At 57.2% G+C, this 2313-nt stretch carries 1 protein-coding gene; it reads right to left on the reverse strand.

Annotated features, from left to right (window positions below):
- Window positions 1–593: 593 nt before the first annotated feature.
- Window positions 594–1718: an RHE_PE00001 family protein gene (locus tag LH464_RS24205; protein ID WP_226788953.1), complete on the reverse strand. Its 1125-nt coding sequence runs from the start codon at window positions 1716–1718 to the stop codon at window positions 594–596.
- Window positions 1719–2313: the final 595 nt, after the last annotated feature.

The raw sequence follows: 2313 nt of genomic DNA on the forward strand, positions 1-2313 counted from the left end.
AATTCCACTTTTCTCAATAACAACCACAAAACCCAATCAACACCCCAATCCCAAACCCATCACACCACAGCTCACAAAACAGAATGGCATGTGAAAACGCCGGAGCGGGGGGCACTCTCTTGTTCGTCGTCCTTTAAGGATACAATGCGGCGAGCGTCTCGCCTAACAGCTGCAGCCCGCCTGGGCGATCATACGATGGCTATACGGCTGGCAGTGGCCGTCTTCCCTGGTCAAGGGCCGATCTTGATCCACCATCCACCCCTCACCTTCCTTAGATCTAGGATCCCGTCGGAACGAACCGGGGTCGCCATGCCGGCTCGATCGCCCTTCGGACCTGCCTCGTCCCGAGCTTCGCGTAATGCTGCAATCGGAGAGCGCTAGCATGCGTTGTTGTTTACGCTTCATTCTCGCTATAATTGTACTTGTGTCTAGAATAGTGCGCGGCGCAGCATGGCAGTCACGGAGAGAGTGGCGCGCCTGACGGAGCGCAATGCCATCGAACCAACCCACCTCACAATCAACGCGAGAGCACCCAGGCTCGCGCCATTATCATTGACCTCATTAAGTAGAACGAGACACTTGGCCTGATCGGCCTATACGATCCCCCACGCCCGAAATCTGCCCCTGCCCGTCAACTCGCGAAGGTTTAGCTCCCTGGCAATCTTCAGTGCGCCCTGCGGCGTTACACCGAGCTCCCCGGCAATCATGCCAGATGAGACCATCGGCCTTGCGAGAACAAGCTCTATGAGCTGAGGGAGTTTCGAATTCTGGCGGCGGCCATGCAGCCTGTGCTGTAGCTGCTGCCTTGCCAACAGAAGCCGGTCATGTTCCCGCAATCCAGTGTCAGCTGCCGCACAAATGGCCTCCAGAAGCGCAAGGATCCGGCTATTGGGATCCGGCCTTGTACGCCGATCCCGCGCGACTGATTTCAGCCCGACATTGAGCGCGGGAAGATGACATGTTGCAATCCCGACTTCGCGCAAGAGTGATGCGGCCAGCAATCGGCCAAGCCATCGACCGTGCTCGAGCACAACAAGCGCATCCCATGCGTCGAGGAGAATGACTGCGCGCAACAACGGCGGCATTTGCTCGGTCTCGACTAATGTTGCGCGCCACTCCTCCAGCCGTTCATCCTCGTTCCAGTCCGGCTCGTAGACGAGAGGGCTTCTATCAGAACCCAGGGGGACTTTTGGCGCGGCGACACCGGACAGCACTTCAGCACTACGAGCAAGAACTGCGTCCATATCCGCCAACTCTTTCTCCAAGACATCGAAGTTACTCCCCCCTTCCCGCGCAGTGATTGGTCCAGCAGTAGAAGTGGCGTCAATGCAGACCGACAGATCGGTTGACGCAGTAGCAACATATCGTGGCGTAGTGCCACCACGCAGCATCGCCAGTCCTTCCGAACTGAGTGCCCACCCCGGAGGCTGTTCCGCGATCTTGCGTCGTGTCCGCAGGACCTCACGTGCGATAGTGAGCTCATGGGTCGGCGTGCGGACGTCCGCAGCGGCGTCGTGGAGGACCAGGTCCTCGAGGAGAACGAGTTCCCCATCCAGCCATACGGACGCCACGGCGTCGCCAAAATGGGCGCGCGCAATCCACCCTTCCTTTATGGATGACCGCGCTACTCGCTCATCCAGGCGAACTAACGCGGCAGTCGCGGCTACAACCGGTGAAAGCAGGACTTTGGTGGACAGTTTTGAGATGTCGTAACGCATTGATTTTATTAAATCACAACCGCGTTATGAAAGCTATAGGCAGCCTAGGTTTCGCTACCGGATATCTCAATGTTCCGAGTAATGTCATTCGGACGGGAAGCGCCCGCCTTAGGTTGACCAATTCGACCCGTTTAATGAACGAGACTGCCAGCTGCCGCATAAGACATCTGAACGAAGATGCTGCAACACAAGCCAATAAAGTAACGCCCATACCGTAACCCATAACAGGTCCTTTGAAAAGATCCGTGCACCGATAGAGGCGATAAAACCGCCCATTGGGGGATGTCACGCGACCCTTTGGCGCAAGGGGCAGGTTTTCCCCTGCCCTGGCGACAACCTCTCCCTATCAAGGTGGCAGCCAACGCACTACTGCAACGCCCAGATCGGCCCATGAGACACAAGCTCAAAACAGACCATTTCTGCTCGATACTCATGCGCAGCGGGTGACTTCGGGTGGCACAACGTTGCTGTGCCGCCTACACAGCCAATGCGAACAGGCTTACCCGACTTTGGCGATTGACCTCATGGAGTTCGATTGCGGCCGGGCTGCCTCTCTCTTTTGGTCCCCTTCCTTGAAACCCTGTCAGCTGACAGG

This window comes from Pseudorhizobium xiangyangii (assembly GCF_020531965.1).
GTDB lineage: Bacteria > Pseudomonadota > Alphaproteobacteria > Rhizobiales > Rhizobiaceae > Neorhizobium > Neorhizobium xiangyangii.

Coding starts and splice junctions, on each gene's coding strand:
- LH464_RS24205 (WP_226788953.1), bottom strand. CDS start 1,718: ATGCGTTACGACATCTCAAAACTGTCCACCAAAGTCCTGCTTTCACCG.